The organism is Brachybacterium atlanticum (assembly GCF_025669985.1).
GTDB lineage: Bacteria > Actinomycetota > Actinomycetes > Actinomycetales > Dermabacteraceae > Brachybacterium > Brachybacterium conglomeratum.
Window position 1 is genome coordinate 1 of the sequence record NZ_JAKJJW010000027.1, and the last position, 15,724, is coordinate 15,724.

Consider the following 15,724-nt stretch of genomic DNA (forward strand, 5'->3'; position numbering starts at 1 on the left):
CGAGCGGTAGGAGGTCAGCGGGTGGGTGGAGCCTGATCGACGTGCTGCGAGGGACGAGCGGTAGGAGGTCAGCGGGTTGATGGAGCCTGATCGGGCGTTCATCCGCCGTCATCCTCCCGGCCGCCCCTGCTACGGTGTGCTCTCGACGAGCTGATGATGCTCGCGTGCACTGGGGTCGGTGAAATTCCGAGCCGGCGGTGACAGTCCGCGACCCGAGGGCCCATGGCCCGAGGCTGACCAGGTGGGACTCCTGGACCGACGGTGAGAGTCCGGATGGGAAGCGCACGCGGTCGACGTCGCCTGGCGTACCTGCCGACCCTCTGGGCCCGGCCGGCGCCACCGGTGACGTCGTCCCGTCTCTTCCTCTCCCTCCGGGATCGCGAGCAGCGGACGGAGGAGAGGCCATGGATCCCGGCACCACGCAGGATGCCCCGCGGAGAGACCGGCCAGGGATCACCCCCGCGGAGACCGCCGCGCTGCGCCGCGCGCTCGAGATCGCCGCGGACCCCGCCGTGCCGTTCGGCCCGAATCCCCGCGTCGGTTGCGTGCTCCTCGCCGCCGACGGGACCGTCCTCGCCGAGGGCCGTCACCGCGGGGCCGGCACCGCCCACGCCGAGGCCGACGCCCTCGCCCGCGCCCGGCAGCTGCCGGGAGCCGCCGCGACTCTGCGCGGCGCGACGGCAGTGGTCACCCTCGAGCCCTGCGACCACACCGGCCGCACCGGTCCCTGCACCCAGGCGCTCCTCGAGGCCGGGATCTCCCGCGTCGTCGTCGCGAGGCAGGACCCGAACCCGCAGGCCGCGGGCGGCATCGACCGCCTGCGCGCGGCCGGGGTCGAGGTCGTCGGCGACGTCCCCGCCGAGCTCTCCGCGGCCGCCGCGGCCCTGAACCGCGGCTGGGAGCAGGGCCTCGGCGCGTCCCGGCCGCTGGTCACGGCGAAGACCGCGCTCACCCTCGACGGGTGCGCCGCCGCCGCCGACGGCACCAGCCAGTGGATCACCGGCCCCGCCGCCCGCGAGGAGGTCCACCGGCTGCGCACCACCTGCGACGCCGTCCTCGTCGGCACCGGCACCGCCCGCAGCGACCGCCCGACGCTGACGGCCCGTCGGCCGGACGGCACCCTCCACGCCCGCCAGCCGCTGCGCGTCGTGATGGGCACCTCCGAGGTGGAGGACCTCCCCGCGATAGAGGGCGCCGGGGAGGCGCTGCACCTGCCCACCCGCGACCCGTCGGCCGCGCTCGCGACGCTCTTCGACCGCGGGATCCGGCACGTGCTGCTCGAGGGAGGACCCACCCTCGCCGCCGCCTTCCTCCGCGCCGGGCTCGTCGACGAGCTGATCGTGCACCTCGCCCCCACCCTGCTCGGCGCCGGCCGCCCCGGCGTCGCCGACCTCGGGATCACCACCCTCGCCCAGCGGCTCGACCTCGAACTGGTCGACGTCGCCCCGCTGCCCACGCCGGGCGGCGCGAGGGACCTCCGCCTCACCCTCCGCCCCCTCACCACTCCCACCCCGGCCTGACCAGGAAGGACACCGCCATGTTCACCGGAATCATCGAGGAGCTCGGCGCCGTCGAAGCCCTCGACCTCGGCGCCGACCCCGCCGCCCTGCGGATCCGCTCCCCGCGCGTGCTCGAGGGCATCGCGCTCGGCGACTCGATCGCCGTCAACGGCTGCTGCCTCACCGTCACCGCCGTCGTCGGGGAGACGTGGACCGCCGACGTCATCGCCACCACCCTCGCCGCCACCACGCTCGGCACGCTGCGCCCCGGCGACCGCGTGAACCTCGAGCGCTGCGTGCGGGCCGGCGGCCGCCTGGACGGGCACATCGTGCAGGGCCACGTCGACGGTGTCGGCGAGATCCTCTCCCGCGACGAGCAGTCCGGCACCACCCTGCTGCGCCTGCGCCTGCCGGAGGGGCTCGCCCGCTACGTCGTGCCCAAGGGCTCCCTCGCCGTGGACGGGGTCAGCCTCACCGTCGCCGCGATCGACGGCGACGTGGTCACGATCGGCCTGATCCCCGAGACCCTCGAGCGCACCACGCTGGGCACCCGCGCTGTCGGCGAGGGAGTGGACCTCGAGGTCGACGTGCTCGCGAAGTACGTCGAGAAGCTCACCGCCGGTCTGTTGCCCGCGGGCGCCCCGGCGGCCGTGACCGGGACGGAGCAGGGACGATGACCGGCCTGCGCCTGGATCCCGTGCCCGCCGCGATCGCGGAGATCGCCGCCGGCCGGCCCGTCGTGGTGGTGGACGACGAGGACCGCGAGAACGAGGGCGACCTGATCCTCGCCGCCGCGGCCGCCACCCCCGAGCAGGTCGCCTTCGCGGTCCGGCACTCGAGCGGGCTGCTGTGCGCACCGATGAGCGCCGAGCGGGCCGACGCCCTCGAGCTTCCGCTGATGGTCGCCGAGAATGCGGACCCCTTCCGCACGGCGTACACCCTGACCGTTGACGCGGCCGAAGGGGTCACCACCGGCATCTCCGCCGCGGACCGGGCCCGCACCCTCACCGTCCTCGCCGATCCCGCCGCAGTCCCGAGCGACCTGATCCGGCCGGGGCACGTGCTGCCGCTGCGGGCGAAGGCCGGCGGGGTGCTCGAGCGGCGCGGCCACACCGAGGCCGCCGTGGACCTCACACGGATGGCAGGTCTGCCCGCGGTCGGGATGATCGTCGAGCTCGTCCACGACGACGGGACCATGCAGCGCGGGCCAGCGCTGCGCGCCTTCGCCGATCGGCACGGCTTGGCGATGATCTCCATCGAGGAGCTCGCCGCGCACCGGCGAAAGATCGGTGAGGCGGCGGGAGCGGCGCAGGAGCCGGTGACCGCAACGGAGTCCGACGAGGCCGCCGCGGCGCCGGCCGCCAGCCCGTCGGTCACGTCGACCAGCCCGTCGGCTCCGTCGGCCGGTCCCATGGCCGCGCCGGATCCGACCCCGCTCGAGTTCACCGAGGCGGTGCCGCTGCCCTCGGCCCACGGCGCCTTCCGCGCCCTCGCCGTGCGGGAGGGGACGGCGGAGCACCTGGTGCTCGTGGCCGGGGACGTCACCGGGGAGGAGCCCGTGCTCACGCGCGTCCACTCCGAGTGCGTGACCGGTGACGTGATCGGCTCGCTGCGCTGCGACTGCGGGCCCCAGCTGCAGGAGTCCCTCACCCGGATCTCCACCGCCGGCCGCGGCGTGCTGGTGCTGCTGCGCGGGCACGAGGGCCGCGGCATCGGCCTGGTCCAGAAGCTGCGCGCCTACGCCCTGCAGGACGCGGGCCGCGACACCGTCGAGGCGAACCTCGACCTCGGACTGCCCGTGGACGAGCGCAGCTTCGCCGCGGTTCCGCGGATCCTCGAGCACCTCGGCGTCACCGCGATCGACCTGCTCACCCACAACCCCGAGAAGGCCGACGCCCTGCGCGCCGGCGGCACGCGCGTGCACCGGGTCCTCGACCTCGAGGCCCACCCCACTCCCGAGAACCTCGCGTATCTCACCACCAAGCGGGACCGGCTGGGCCACCACCTGACCGGGCTTCCCGTGCTCGCCACTGCCACCACCGCCGAATCCATCACCGAGCCCACCCCTGCCCCCACCCCCTCACCCACCCACGGAGGAACCCGATGAGCGGCCACGGCGCCCCCACCCCGCAGATCACCGCCCGCCCCGACGCCCGCGTCGCGATCGTCGCCGCGTCCTGGCACGAGGAGGTGATGGACGGCCTGGTCGCCGGCGCCCTGCGCGCCTGCGCCGAGGCCGGCATCGACAGGCCCACCCTGGTGCGCGTGCCCGGCTCCTTCGAGCTGCCCGTGGTCGCGGACCGCCTCGCCCGCGGCCACGAGGCAGTGATCGCCCTCGGCGTCGTCATCCGCGGCGGCACCCCGCACTTCGACTACGTCTGCTCCGCGGCGACCGACGGGCTGAACCGGGTGTCCCTCGACCACGGCGTCCCCGTCGGCTTCGGGCTCCTGACCTGCGACACCGACGAGCAGGCGCGGGATCGGGCCGGCCTGCCCGGCTCCGTGGAGGACAAGGGGCACGAGGCGGCCGCGGCGGCGCTCGCCACCGCCGAGGTGCTCGCGGGGCTCCCGGACGCCGCCCGCTGAGCCCCGTCGCGGGACTCCCGAGAGCGGACATCCCAGGCGCGCCCGTGCCGCCTCCGGACCCCCTCGGGCGTACCCGCCCCCATCCGAGGCTCCCGGAGCGCGTTGAAGAGGCCGTCACGGAGCGTCTGGGACGGGGTCAGCGTCGCGTCGTCCACAGGAACGGGGCGTCGAATAGGCCCAGCACCCGTTCTCCGATAGGATGACGGCGGTTCGGCCGACGTCGACCGGGGTCGAAGCAGCCCGGTCACCTCGATGCCGTCGGCCCGATCGCCGAGGCCTGTGGGTGCCGCTCGCGCGCGTGCGCGAGAAGCTCCTGCGGATCCCGCACGCGTCGGGCCGCAGGGACACCGCCGCACGGTGCCGCCGGACCACCCTCGGTCCTTCCGACCGAGGGACGACCGGACTGCGAGGAGCCACATCAGGTGAGCGACAGCGACCGCCCCATGCCCGACCAGGACCTGCCCGAGGGCACCTCGGACCCGTCACCGGGAGCGGACGGCGCAGCACCGGCCCCCGAGGCGGCGACGGCCCCCGCGGCCCCGGCGCCGACCACTGCGGGCGAGAAGGCGGCCCGTGCGCCCGAGCACTACGAGGCCTCGGACATCACCGTCCTCGAGGGCCTCGAGGCGGTCCGCAAGCGCCCCGGCATGTACATCGGCTCCACCGGTGAGCGCGGCCTGCACCACATGGTCCAGGAGATCGTCGACAACTCCGTGGACGAGGCGATGGCCGGCCACGGCGACACCATCGAGGTCACCCTCCTCGCCGACGGCGGCGTGCGCGTCGTCGACCACGCCCGCGGCATCCCCGTGGACATGCACCCCACCGAGAACAAGCCCGCCGTGGAGCTGGTGCTCACCGTGCTGCACGCCGGCGGCAAGTTCGGCGGCGGCGGCTACGCCGTCTCCGGCGGCCTGCACGGCGTCGGCTCCTCCGTGGTCAACGCCCTCTCCATCCGCATGGAGGTCGAGATCCGCCGCCAGGGCCACGTCTGGCGCCAGGCCTACTCCCGCGGCGTCCCCGAGGCACCGCTGGAGAAGGGCGAGGAGACCGACGAGACCGGCACCACCATCACCTTCTGGGCCGACGGCGAGATCTTCGACACGACCGTCTACGACTTCGAGACGCTGCGCAAGCGGTTCCAGCAGATGGCCTTCCTCAACAAGGGCCTGCGCATCACGCTGACCGACGAGCGCGCCGACGAGGCCGAGGAGGACCAGGAGGTCGACGTCGAGCTCGAGGCCGAGAAGGCCGAGCAGGGCGAGTCCTCCGGCGGCCCCCGCACGGTCTCCTACCTCTACGAGCGCGGTCTGCAGGACTTCGTCGAGTTCATCAACTCGGCCAAGCGCGCCGAGGTGATCCACCCCGACATCATCTCCTTCGAGTCCGAGGACACCGACGCGAAGATCTCCGTCGAGGTCGCGATGCAGTGGACCGGCGCCTACACCGACTCCGTCCACACCTACGCCAACACGATCAACACCCACGAGGGCGGCACCCACGAGGAGGGCTTCCGCTCCTCGCTCACCTCGATCGTGAACCGCTACGGCCGCGCCCAGGGCCTGCTCAAGGAGAAGGACGCCAACCTCACCGGCGAGGACATCCGCGAGGGCCTCACCGCGGTGATCTCCGTGAAGCTCGGCGAGCCGCAGTTCGAGGGCCAGACCAAGACCAAGCTCGGCAACACCATCGCCCGCACCTTCATGGTCAAGGTGATGACCGACCAGCTCACCGACTGGTTCGGGTCCCACCCGAACGAGGCCAAGGCGATCGTGCTGAAGGGCCAGGCCGCGGCGATGGCCCGCGAGGCGGCCCGGAAGGCCCGCGACGCGACCCGTCGGAAGTCCCCGCTGGAGACCGGCGGCATGCCCGGCAAGCTGCGCGACTGCTCCTCCCGCAACCCCGCCGAGTCCGAGATCTTCATCGTCGAGGGCGACTCCGCCGGCGGCTCCGCCGTGCAGGGCCGCGACCCGCGCACCCAGGCGATCCTCCCCATCCGCGGCAAGATCCTGAACGTGGAGAAGGCGCGGCTGGACCGGGCGCTGGACAACCAGGAGGTCCGCTCGCTGATCACCGCCTTCGGCACCGGCATCGGCGAGGACTTCGACGCGACCAAGCTGCGGTACCACAAGATCATCCTGATGGCCGACGCGGACGTCGACGGCCAGCACATCTGCACCCTGCTGCTGACGCTGCTGTTCCGCTACATGCGGCCGCTGATCGAGCTGGGCCACGTGTTCATCGCGATGCCGCCGCTGTACCGCCTGAAGTGGTCCAACGCCCCTCACGAGTACGTCTTCAGCGACGAGGAGCGCGACGAGCGCCTCGCCGCCGGGCAGTCCGCCGGACGCCGCATCCCCAAGGACAACGGCATCCAGCGCTACAAGGGCCTCGGCGAGATGGACTGGAAGGAGCTGCAGTCCACCACCATGGACCCCGCCTCCCGCACCCTCAAGCAGGTCACGGTCGACGAGGCCGCTGACGCCGACACCATCTTCTCCGTCCTGATGGGCGACGACGTCGAGTCCCGGCGCCGCTTCATCCAGGAGAACGCCAAGGACGTCCGCTTCCTCGACATCTGAGCGGGCCCCGGGGCGGCGCCGACCCCTCTCGCGCGCCCCCGGGACCCCCACGACCCACCGGCCCCACCCGAAAGGCCCTCCCCGCCATGAGCGACACCCCGAACGACCCCACCGGCCCCGAGGACGACCAGCCGTCGGCCGAGACCCCGACCCCCGCCGAGAGCGCCGGGATCGGCGGTCAGGAGATGCCCGAGGGCTCCAGCGAGCTCTCGGCCGACGAGGCCGCCTCCCGCACCGTCACGCTCGTCGACCCCCTCGACGAGGGCGAGGTCGACCGCATCACCCAGGTCGACCTCAATCAGGAGATGCAGCGCTCCTATCTCGACTACGCGATGAGCGTCATCGTCTCGCGCGCCCTCCCGGACGTGCGCGACGGCCTCAAGCCCGTCCACCGCCGCATCGTCTACGCCATGTACGACGGCGGCTACCGCCCCGACCGCTCCTTCTCCAAGTGCGCGAAGGTCGTCGGCGAGGTCATGGGCAACTACCACCCCCACGGCGACTCCGCGATCTACGACGCGATGGTCCGCCTGGTCCAGCCCTGGAACATGCGCTACCCGCTGATCCTGGGCCAGGGCAACTTCGGCTCCGCCGGCGACGACGGCGCGGCCGCCCCCCGGTACACCGAGTGCAAGATGGCGCCGCTGGCCCTCGAGCTGGTCCGCGACATCGAGCAGGACACCGTGGACATGCAGGGCAACTACGACAACACCGTCGACGAGCCCTCCGTCCTCCCCGCGCGCTTCCCGAACCTGCTGGTCAACGGCTCCGCCGGCATCGCCGTCGGCATGGCCACGAACATCCCGCCGCACAACCTGCGCGAGGTGGCCGACGCCGTCCAGTGGCTGCTGACGAACCACGAGGCGACCAAGCCCGAGCTGCTCGAAGCGTGCATGAAGTTCATCAAGGGCCCCGACTTCCCCTCCGGCGCGACGATCGTCGGCACCGACGGGATCGAGGACGCCTATCGCACCGGCCGCGGCTCCATCACCCAGCGCGCCGTCGTCTCCACCGAGGAGATCGGCGGCCGCATGGCGCTCGTCGTCACCGAGCTGCCCTACCAGGTCAATCCCGACAACCTCGCCCGCAAGATCGCGGAGATGGTCAAGCTCGGCAAGATCCAGGGCATCGCCGACATCACCGACGAGACCTCCGGCCGCACCGGCCAGCGCCTGGTCATCACCCTCAAGCGCGACGCCGTGGCGAAGGTGGTGCTGAACAACCTCTACAAGCACACCCAGCTGCAGGAGAACTTCTCCGCGAACATGCTCGCCCTCTCCGGCGGCGTGCCCCGCACCCTCTCGATCGACTCCTTCGTGCGCGAGTGGACGAAGCACCAGATCGACGTCATCGTGCGCCGCACGGAGTTCCGCCTGAGGAAGGCCGAGGAGCAGATCCACATCTACCGCGGCTACCTCAAGGCACTGGACGCGCTGGACGAGGTCATCGCGCTGATCCGCCGCTCCCCGGACGTCGACGAGGCCCGCACCGGGCTGATCGACCTGCTCGAGATCGACGAGATCCAGGCCAACGCCATCCTCGCGATGCAGCTGCGCCGCCTGGCCGCCCTGGAGCGCCAGAAGATCGTCGAGGAGCACGACCGGCTCCAGGCCCTCATCGAGGAGTACACCGCGATCCTCGCCGACCCGGCGCGGCAGCGGCAGATCGTCTCCGAGGAGCTCGGCGAGCTGGTCGACAAGTACGGCGACGACCGTCGGACCCAGATCCTCCCCTTCCACGGCGACATGTCGATGGAGGACCTCATCCCCGAGGAGGACGTGGTCGTCACGATCACGCGCGGCGGCTACGTCAAGCGCACCCGTGAGGACCAGTACCGGGCCCAGAAGCGCGGCGGCAAGGGCGTGCGCGGCGCGTCCCTGCGCGAGGACGACGTGGTCGAGCACTTCTTCACCACGACCACCCACCGCTGGCTGCTGTTCTTCACCAACCAGGGCCGGGTCTACCGTGCCAAGGGCTACGAGCTGCCCGAGGCGCCGCGGGACGCGAAGGGCCAGCACGTCGCGAACCTGATGGCCTTCCAGCCCGACGAGCACATCGCCTCCGTCCTCGCGATCGACTCCTACGAGGACGCCGAGTACCTGGTGCTCGCCACCGAGTCCGGCCTGGTCAAGAAGACGGCGATGACCGCCTTCGACTCCAACCGCACCGGCGGCATCATCGCGATCAACCTGCGCGACGTCGACGGCATCGACGGCACCCGCCCCGACCGCGTCATCGCCGCCCGCGCCGTGAACGGCGACGACGAGCTGCTGCTCGTCTCCCGCAACGGCCAGAGCGTGCGCATGCCCGCCGCGGACGACGTGCTGCGTCCGACGGGCCGCGCCACCAGCGGCGTCACCGGCATGAAGTTCCGCCACGACGACCAGCTGCTGGCGATGGACGTGGTGCGCCCCGGCACCTTCGTGGTCACCGTGACCGACGGCGGCTTCGCCAAGCGCACCAGCATCGACGAGTACCGCCTCCAGGGCCGCGGCGGCCTCGGCATCCGGGTCGCGAAGCTGCCCGACGACCGCGGCCACCTCGCCGGCGCCGCCGTCGTCGAGGAGACCGACGAGCTGCTGGTCGTGATGGAGCGCGGCCGCGTGGTCCGCTCGAAGGTCTCCGAGGTGCCGCCGAAGGGCCGCACCACCATGGGCGTCACCTTCGCCAAGCCCGACAAGGGCGACCGCATCCTGCTGGTCACCACCGGCCCGGAGAGCGAGCTCGACGAGGACGAGGCCGAGAAGCCGGTCCTCGAGGACGCCGGCGACGACGGTGAGGGCTCCGCGGACAGCGCGGCGAGCCCCGCCTCGGCCGACGAGGCCGGAGGCGAGGAGGATGCGGAGATCTCCGACACCGCCGCCTCCGCGACCGAGGACGGGCAGGGCGATGCTCTAGGCTCTGACGAGTCCGAGACCTCGCCCGACGACGCAGACCAGAACGAGGAGTGACCCGTGAGCACCAGTGACTCCAGGACCGGCACCGGGAAGACCGACGCCGCCGAGTCCACCTCGAAGCTCCCGGCCTTCGACAGCGCCTCCTCGCCGTCGGAGCAGGGGCTCGGCTCCGGCAAGGGCTCCGCGGCCCGCGGCGCGAGCCGCAGCCCGAAGAAGTCGGCACCGGCCGGAGGGGCGGAGAAGGAGCGCCGCGGCCCGCGCCGGGTGCGCCTGACCCTGGCCCGCCTGGACCCGTTCTCGGTGATGAAGCTGTCCTTCCTCGTCGCGATCGCCGTCGGCATCGCGACCGTGATCGCGGTCGTGCTGCTGTGGAACCTCGTCGAGGCGATCGGCCTGTGGGGAAAGATCGACCAGCTGGGCCGCGACCTGAACGGCGGCAACCCGCTGCCCTTCATGGAGTTCTTCAGCTTCTCGAAGATGACCAGCTACGGCACCATCGTCGCGGTGGTGAACGTCGTGATCATCACCGCGCTCGGCACGCTGGGCGCCTTCCTCTACAACCTCGTCGCCGCGCTGCTGGGCGGGCTGAAGATGACCTTCACCGACGAGTGAGCCCCGGGCCGGCGGGCACGTCCTCCGCGATGCCCGCCCGCCCTGCTCGCCCTGCCGGGCACTGACCCGCCCGGCCGCAGGTGACTGGCTCGCCCGCAGGGCACCGACGACTCCATCGACGCCGCCGCGCCTCCCCGAGGCCGGCGGCGTCGTCGTGTCCGGGACCATCCGGCCCTCGCCCCGTGCCCCGAGGGGCCGGCCGGCGAGACGTGGCTTTGTGGCGGAATAGCCCCTTGAAACCGCCCCCTCATTCCGGCACAGAGCCACGCCTCGGGTCGGCGCGGCCTCCTGGTGAGCACATTTTGTGGCCCGGAGGACTCATGCGGGGGTCGCCATGAGTCGCCAGCGCAGCAAACATTGGCGAATGGCGGTCCCAAAGGCCCTGGTTCGCTAGGGACGGGGGATCCGCCGGCCAGTGTCGAGCGTCGAGTGTCGGGTGTCGGTGGTCCAGGGCGGGGTGCCGGATACCTGCCGTCAGCCCGGGGTCAGGGCTGCTGGAGCTCGGTGACGTCGGCGACCAGGGCGTCGAGGCGGGCGAGAGTCTCCTCGGCGGGGACGGTCGCGGCGACGCCGTGCGCGCCGGCGCCCATCGAGATCCGCCGCTCGGGATCTCCGGCCAGGGACGCGTCGGCCACCACGGGCCAGGCCGTGGTCGCGCCGAAGGGCGTGATCGTGCCGCGCTCGTAGCCGGTGACCTCCTTGGCGACCTCCTTGTCCGGCATCGACAGGCGGTTCACGCCCAGCAGCGCGCGCAGCTTCGGCCAGGAGATCTCCCGGTCGCCGGGCACCAGCACGAAGAGGAAGTCGCCCTCGCCACGTCGCACCACGAGGGTCTTGACGATGTCGCGGGGTTCGACGCCACGGGCCGCGGCCGCCTCGGCGAGGGAGCCGACCCTCCCGTGCCGGGTGATCTCGTGGGGCAGGCCCAGGGCCTCCAGGGCGTCGGTCGCGCGCTGCTCGCTCATGAAGCCAGCGTAGGCCCCGACCCCGGGAGTGCAGTGACCGGGCACGCAGTCTCCGGGAGCGCAGCTCCATCCGGCCGTCGGGACCCTCGAGCGGCGTCCAGCCCGCCCTCTCGTACAGCGGCCGGACCGCCTCGGACACGCCTGCAGCACGATCCGCTTCGGCCTCATCGGCTCCAGGTCCTCCCGGACGTGGTCGACCAGAGCGACACCCAGTCGTCGTCCCCTGTGCGCGGGAGCCACGATCGACTCGGCGAGCCGGGCCAAAGTGACGCCGTCGGCGGCGGACGTGAGCGCGGTCGCGCTGACCTGGGGAGCTTGCGGGCGCCGCGCTACGGTCGAGGGATGTCCGTCGCGTGTCCCGATTCCCTGCCTGCCGCTGTCGCCCCCGAGGAGTACCCGTGGCTCGGGCCGTCGGCGACCTCCGCTCTCCTGCTGGCCGACGGGGTGGTGGGTCTCGAACCGGGCGCGGACGGCGGCGGGCGGCACGACGACGCTGCGTACGACGGCGGATCGGCCGGGGACGGCCTGCACCACGCCGGTCGGGAGGCCGACCGCGTCGCCCGGGCGCGTCCGGCCGAGGACCAGGACCGCCCGTTCGTGGACCGCCGGGAGATCGAGCGGGCCCTCGCCGCCGCGGGCGCCGCGCCGCTGGCCGAACGGACCCTGGTCCTCGCCGTCGGCTCCAACCAGACTCCCCGGACCATCGCGCGGAAGTACCGACGTGCGGTGCGCGAGCTCGACGTGACCACGCCCTTCGTGCGCTGCACCGTGCACGGCCTCGCCGTCGGGCACGTGTCCCGGGCCGCCGCCCCCGGCTATGTGCCGGCCGCCCCGTACCGCGCCGAGGGGGAGCGGATGGAGCTGGTCGCGACCTGGTTCGACGAGGAGCAGCTGGCGGTGGTCGATGCGACCGAGCCGAACTACGACCGGCTGCGGCTCGGCGCGGCGGACGTCCCCCTCGTGCTCGCGACGGGAGAGCGGCCGGAGCACGTGGACGTCTACGCCTCGCGATGGGGCGTGCTGGCCCGCGACGGGGTGCCGATCCCACTGCGGCACCGGCAGCAGGAGCTGTTCGACGAGCTCCAGGGGCTCACCGGCGAGACCCGGCTGATCGGCGACGCGGCGGAGGTCTGCGGCCGGCTCGCCGCGCAGCCCGACCTGGTGCACGACCTCGCCCGCGAGCACCGCCTCGTGGTCGCCGACGGGCTGCCGAGGCCCTGAGCTCCGCACGAGCCCGGGCAGTCAGGAGACAGGGGGCGGGGGATGCATCACGGCGATCATTCGCTAGCTAGGCTACGCAATGACGGGCCCCTCGCCCACCCGTGATCCGTCGAGGACAGGAGCACCTCCGATGACCGCTCTCTGGTGGGTGCGCGACGACCTGCGCCTGCACGACAATCCCGCGCTCGCCGCCGCCGCGGAGGACGGCGACCTCATCGCCGTGCACGTCGACGAGCGCATCGAGGGCGTGCGGGAACTGGGCGGGGCGACCCTGTGGTGGCTGCACCACTCGCTGGCGCGCCTCGGCGCCGCGCTGCGCGCACGGGGCGTCCCGCTGGTGCTCGTCAGCGGGGACCCCGAGGAGCTGATCCGCCAGCTGGTGCGCGACAGCGGCGCCGATTCCGTGCTGTGGAACCGCCGGTACCACGCCCCCCGCAGGGCTGTGGATGCTCGGCTGAAGAGCGCGCTGCGCGAGCAGGGCCTGCGGGCGGAGAGCTTCGACGGCTATCTGCTGCACGAGCCCTGGACGATCACCACGCAGTCCGGTGATCCGTACAAGGTGTACTCGGCCTTCGCCCGCGCCTGCGGTGAAGCGGGCCCGCCCCGCGCCGCCGCCGGCCTCCCGCCGCGTCTGGGCGGACCGCCCGACGGAGTGCGCGCCGGCGGGCACGAGATGCGCACCTGGCTCCGCGAGGAGCACCTCGAGCGGGTCCTCGACCGTCGGGGCTGGATCCCGACGTCACCGGACTGGGCGGGCGGGCTGCGCGAGGCCTGGTCCCCGGGGGAGCAGGGCGCCCGGCAGCGCCTCGAGGACCTCGACGGGGTGCTGGGCGCGTACGCGGAGGACCGGGAACGGCCCGCCACGGAGGGGACCACCCGCCTGTCCCCGCATCTGCGCTTCGGCGAGGTCTCGCCCCACGAGGTGTGGCATCGGAGCGTGGAGTGCGGCCGCGGCACGGGCCCGGAGTCCTTCCGCAGGGAGCTGCTGTGGCGAGAGTTCGCCTGGCACCGGCTGTTCCACCTGCCGGACCTCGCGACCCGCAACGTCCGCCCTCAGTTCGACCGCTTCGACTGGCGGGAGGACTCGAAGGATCTTGGCGCCTGGCAGCGGGGACGCACCGGCATCGACCTCGTCGACGCCGGGATGCGACAGCTCTGGGAGACCGGGTGGATGCACAACCGGGTGCGGCTCGTGACCGGCTCCTTCCTCACCAAGAATCTCCGGCAGCACTGGCGGCGCGGCGAGGAGTGGTTCTGGGACACGCTGGTGGACGCCGACGAGGCCTCGAACCCGTTCAACTGGCAGTTGGTGGCGGGGAGCGGGGACGACGCCGCGCCGTACTTCCGCGTGTTCAACCCCGCCCGGCAGCAGGAGCGCTTCGACCCCGACGGCGACTACGTGCGACGGTGGGTGCCCGAGATCGGCACCGAGCGTCGGGACGACCCGATCGTGGACCTGCGCGCCTCGCGGCGAGACGCACTGGCCGCCTACGAGGAGGTCAGGGGCTCGCCGGACGGGGTGTGACCTCGCGAACAGCGGTCCGGGTCGGTTGGACGGGGTGGGGCTGTTCGGGGTAGCGTTATGCGTCGGCGGAGATCCCCGGGATTCGTCCCGAGATCACCCTGCACGGGCCTATAGCTCAGTCGGTTAGAGCGCTGTCCTGATAAGACAGAGGTCGCTGGTTCAAGTCCAGCTAGGCCCACTTCGAGGATCGGAGGAACTCATGAAGAAGTTCATCACGACCACCGCTGTCGTGCTCACCACGGCAGTCGCGGGGATCCTCACCTGGCGGAAGGTCGAGTCCGACCGGATCCGCAACGATCTGTGGAACGAGGCGGAGCGCGTCTCCGTCGAGCAGGACATAGCGGCGCAGAAGCAGGCGCAGCACTCCTGATCCGCACCGGTGCCGCAGCGAGTACGATCGGCACCAGCCACGGGGACTTAGCTCAGTTGGTAGAGCGGTAGCTTTGCAAGCTTCAGGTCAGGGGTTCGACCCCCCTAGTCTCCACCAGGCAGGACAGACGAAGGCCCCTCCCTCGGGAGGGGCCTTCTGCGTGTCCGGTCGTGTGCGCACCGCCGTCGACTCGGGCCGGCCTCACTCCCGCGCCGTCGTCTCCGCGACCGTACCGTCGACGCCCACGAGCGTGACGACGTCGTCGGCGCCGAGACGGGCCCCGGGCGGGACCTGCGCGTCGTCCTGCACGAGACAGCCGCGCAGACGGGCTCCGGCGCCCACGTGCGCACCGTCGAGGACGACGCACTCCACCAGCTCGGCACCGGCCTCGACGACCGCGCCGGGACTGATCACGCTGCGGGTCACGCTGCCGGCCACGTCGCTGCCCTGGGCGAGCAGGGAGGTGCTCACCGCGGCGCCGTCCCGGACGCGGGCGGGCAGCAGCTGAGGCTGGGCGGAGAAGATCGGCCAGTCGGGATCGTCGAGGGTCACGCCGTCGCCGTCGAGCAGGTGCATGTGCGCCGCCCAGTACGAGGCGAGGGTGCCGATGTCCCTCCAGTACCCCTCGAGGCGGTGCTCGACGGTCCGTTGCCGCCCGACGAAGTGGGGGATGAGGTCGTCGCCCCAGTCCTGCAGCTCGCCGACCTGCTCCGGCAGGGTCTGCAGGGCCTCGAGCAGTGCGGGGGCGTCGAAGCAGAAGATCTCGGTGGCGACGAGATCTGTGGGCGGGTCCTCCGGCTTGTACCAGAACTCCTCGACGATGCCGCCCTCCCCGGTGCGCACCACGCCGTGGCGGGAGGCGTCCTGCGGCAGGCGGGTGGTGACCATGGTGAGCTCGGCGTCGGCGGCCGCGTGCGTGTCCAGCACGTCCAGCAGATCGATCGTGTAGAGGTGATCGGCGCTGAGCACCAGCACGATCTCCGGGGCGAACTCGGCGATGAGCTCCTTCTGCCTCCACAGGGTGTCGCTGTTGCCGGTGGCGAAGCCTTCGCCCTCGGCGCCCTCGAAGGGGGTGAGGGTGCGCAGCCCGTCGTGGGTGCGGTCGAGGTCCCAGGGCCGGCCGGCCGACAGGTGCTCGTTCAACGAGTGCGGGAGATACTGCTCGACCACCCAGACCGCCCTGAGGTGGCTGTTGGCGAGATTGGACAGGGCGATGTCGATCAGCCGGTAGGAGCCGCCCACGCGGAGGGCGGGCTTGGCCTGCTCGTCGGTGAGCGCTCCCATCCGGGAGCCCTGTCCGCCGGCGAGCACGATCGCGAGGGTGCGGGGGATGCGCATACGGGCCAGGGTACGGGCGCGACGCGCGAGGGGGGAGTGGACCGACCGGCGGGCCCGGCCCGTCGGCTGCCCCGCCGAGACGCCGCCGGACCGCGATCCGGTCGTGCGGAGTTCGTGGCCGCGCCCACT

At 72.6% G+C, this 15,724-nt stretch carries 12 protein-coding genes, 2 tRNA genes and 1 riboswitch; of the genes, 12 read left to right on the forward strand and 2 right to left on the reverse strand.

The genetic code is table 11. The features are described from left to right. The first annotated feature begins 160 nt into the window (after positions 1–160). Positions 161–290: riboswitch (FMN riboswitch) on the forward strand. Positions 291–404: 114 nt separating this feature from the next. The 7 genes from ribD to L3K22_RS12520 all read left to right on the forward strand — a co-directional run bounded on the left by ribD (position 405) and on the right by L3K22_RS12520 (position 10,176). Then, the gene (ribD, locus tag L3K22_RS12490) at positions 405–1,520 is read left to right on the forward strand and encodes a bifunctional diaminohydroxyphosphoribosylaminopyrimidine deaminase/5-amino-6-(5-phosphoribosylamino)uracil reductase RibD (RefSeq protein ID WP_263311651.1); all 1,116 of its coding nucleotides are present in this window, start codon (positions 405–407) and stop codon (positions 1,518–1,520) included. Positions 1,521–1,537: 17 nt separating this feature from the next. Beyond that, on the forward strand, positions 1,538–2,176 hold the full coding sequence (locus L3K22_RS12495; protein WP_263311652.1) for a riboflavin synthase: 639 nt from the start codon (positions 1,538–1,540) through the stop codon (positions 2,174–2,176). Next, complete coding sequence (gene ribB, locus L3K22_RS12500) at positions 2,173–3,606, forward strand: 3,4-dihydroxy-2-butanone-4-phosphate synthase (RefSeq protein ID WP_263311653.1); 1,434 nt, start codon at positions 2,173–2,175, stop codon at positions 3,604–3,606. Before L3K22_RS12495 ends, ribB begins: the two co-directional genes overlap by 4 nt. Then, positions 3,603–4,085, forward strand: coding sequence for a 6,7-dimethyl-8-ribityllumazine synthase (gene ribH, locus L3K22_RS12505; protein WP_263311654.1), 483 nt, complete (start codon positions 3,603–3,605; stop codon positions 4,083–4,085). The genes ribB and ribH overlap by 4 nt, the downstream gene beginning before the upstream one ends. Positions 4,086–4,507: 422 nt before the next feature. Further along, a complete protein-coding gene (gene gyrB, locus L3K22_RS12510) occupies positions 4,508–6,667 on the forward strand; it encodes a DNA topoisomerase (ATP-hydrolyzing) subunit B (RefSeq protein WP_373318055.1) in 2,160 nt (719 codons plus the stop codon). Between the two features lie 86 nt (positions 6,668–6,753). Beyond that, the gene (gene gyrA, locus L3K22_RS12515) at positions 6,754–9,618 is read left to right on the forward strand and encodes a DNA gyrase subunit A (RefSeq protein WP_263311655.1); all 2,865 of its coding nucleotides are present in this window, start codon (positions 6,754–6,756) and stop codon (positions 9,616–9,618) included. Between the two features lie 3 nt (positions 9,619–9,621). Then, positions 9,622–10,176 carry a DUF3566 domain-containing protein gene (locus L3K22_RS12520; RefSeq protein WP_062946907.1) on the forward strand — a complete coding sequence of 185 codons (555 nt, stop codon included), beginning with the start codon at positions 9,622–9,624 and terminating at the stop codon, positions 10,174–10,176. A 485-nt stretch (positions 10,177–10,661) separates the two neighbouring features. On the opposite strand, the gene L3K22_RS12525 is transcribed toward L3K22_RS12520, so the two are convergent. Next, positions 10,662–11,141: an aminoacyl-tRNA deacylase gene (locus L3K22_RS12525; RefSeq protein ID WP_263311656.1), complete on the reverse strand. Its 480-nt coding sequence runs from the start codon at positions 11,139–11,141 to the stop codon at positions 10,662–10,664. A 342-nt stretch (positions 11,142–11,483) separates the two neighbouring features. Between L3K22_RS12525 and L3K22_RS12530 the strand changes: the two genes are divergently transcribed. The 5 genes from L3K22_RS12530 (at position 11,484) to L3K22_RS12550 (ending at position 14,374) form a co-directional block, all read left to right on the forward strand. Further along, positions 11,484–12,362, forward strand: coding sequence for a hypothetical protein (locus L3K22_RS12530; protein ID WP_263311657.1), 879 nt, complete (start codon positions 11,484–11,486; stop codon positions 12,360–12,362). Positions 12,363–12,492: 130 nt separating this feature from the next. Beyond that, positions 12,493–13,887 carry a cryptochrome/photolyase family protein gene (locus tag L3K22_RS12535; protein WP_263311658.1) on the forward strand — a complete coding sequence of 465 codons (1,395 nt, stop codon included), beginning with the start codon at positions 12,493–12,495 and terminating at the stop codon, positions 13,885–13,887. A gap of 104 nt (positions 13,888–13,991) precedes the next feature. Beyond that, positions 13,992–14,065: transfer RNA gene (locus tag L3K22_RS12540), tRNA-Ile, on the forward strand. A gap of 21 nt (positions 14,066–14,086) precedes the next feature. Beyond that, a complete protein-coding gene (locus L3K22_RS12545; RefSeq protein ID WP_263311659.1) occupies positions 14,087–14,257 on the forward strand; it encodes a DLW-39 family protein in 171 nt (56 codons plus the stop codon). 41 nt (positions 14,258–14,298) lie between these two features. Continuing rightward, positions 14,299–14,374: transfer RNA gene (locus tag L3K22_RS12550), tRNA-Ala, on the forward strand. A gap of 84 nt (positions 14,375–14,458) precedes the next feature. On the opposite strand, the gene L3K22_RS12555 is transcribed toward L3K22_RS12550, so the two are convergent. Next, entirely contained in the window at positions 14,459–15,595 is a 1,137-nt protein-coding gene (locus L3K22_RS12555; protein ID WP_263311660.1) for a glucose-1-phosphate adenylyltransferase family protein, read from the reverse strand. Positions 15,596–15,724 lie beyond the last annotated feature (129 nt).

Excerpts from the sequence above, each read along its gene's own strand:
- ribD (WP_263311651.1), top strand. The coding sequence starts at position 405 with ATGGATCCCGGCACCACGCAGGATGCCCCGCGGAGAGACCGGCCAGGG.
- L3K22_RS12495 (WP_263311652.1), top strand. The coding sequence starts at position 1,538 with ATGTTCACCGGAATCATCGAGGAGCTCGGCGCCGTCGAAGCCCTCGAC.
- ribB (WP_263311653.1), top strand. The coding sequence starts at position 2,173 with ATGACCGGCCTGCGCCTGGATCCCGTGCCCGCCGCGATCGCGGAGATC.
- ribH (WP_263311654.1), top strand. The coding sequence starts at position 3,603 with ATGAGCGGCCACGGCGCCCCCACCCCGCAGATCACCGCCCGCCCCGAC.
- gyrA (WP_263311655.1), top strand. The coding sequence starts at position 6,754 with ATGAGCGACACCCCGAACGACCCCACCGGCCCCGAGGACGACCAGCCG.
- L3K22_RS12525 (WP_263311656.1), bottom strand. The coding sequence starts at position 11,141 with ATGAGCGAGCAGCGCGCGACCGACGCCCTGGAGGCCCTGGGCCTGCCC.
- L3K22_RS12530 (WP_263311657.1), top strand. The coding sequence starts at position 11,484 with ATGTCCGTCGCGTGTCCCGATTCCCTGCCTGCCGCTGTCGCCCCCGAG.
- L3K22_RS12535 (WP_263311658.1), top strand. The coding sequence starts at position 12,493 with ATGACCGCTCTCTGGTGGGTGCGCGACGACCTGCGCCTGCACGACAAT.
- L3K22_RS12545 (WP_263311659.1), top strand. The coding sequence starts at position 14,087 with ATGAAGAAGTTCATCACGACCACCGCTGTCGTGCTCACCACGGCAGTC.
- L3K22_RS12555 (WP_263311660.1), bottom strand. The coding sequence starts at position 15,595 with ATGCGCATCCCCCGCACCCTCGCGATCGTGCTCGCCGGCGGACAGGGC.